Here is a 236-nt window from a genome sequence, read left to right as displayed (position 1 = left end):
GTACAACTCTGCGAGATTGTTGTAGTTGGTAGCGAGGTCAGGATGGGAGGGAGGTAGGGATTGTTCTCGGATTTGAATAGCTTTAAGATAGAGAGGTTCGGCATCGTCGAGTTTGCCTTGGTCTTGGTACAACCCTGCGAGATTGTTGTAGTTGGTAGCAAGGTCAGGATGGGAGGGAGGTAGGGATTGTTCTCGGATTTGAATAGCTTTAAGATAGAGAGGTTCGGCATCGTCGT

General features: G+C 48.3%; 1 protein-coding gene. It reads right to left on the bottom strand.

All coding sequences use genetic code 11. The annotated features are described in order from the left end of the window. A partial coding sequence (locus AS151_RS20845; RefSeq protein WP_139240659.1) for a tetratricopeptide repeat protein occupies positions 1-236 on the bottom strand: 236 nt, incomplete at both ends.

The organism is Geitlerinema sp. PCC 9228, assembly GCF_001870905.1.
Lineage (GTDB): Bacteria > Cyanobacteriota > Cyanobacteriia > Cyanobacteriales > PCC-9228 > PCC-9228.
This window is presented reverse-complemented; position numbering and strand designations above follow the sequence as displayed.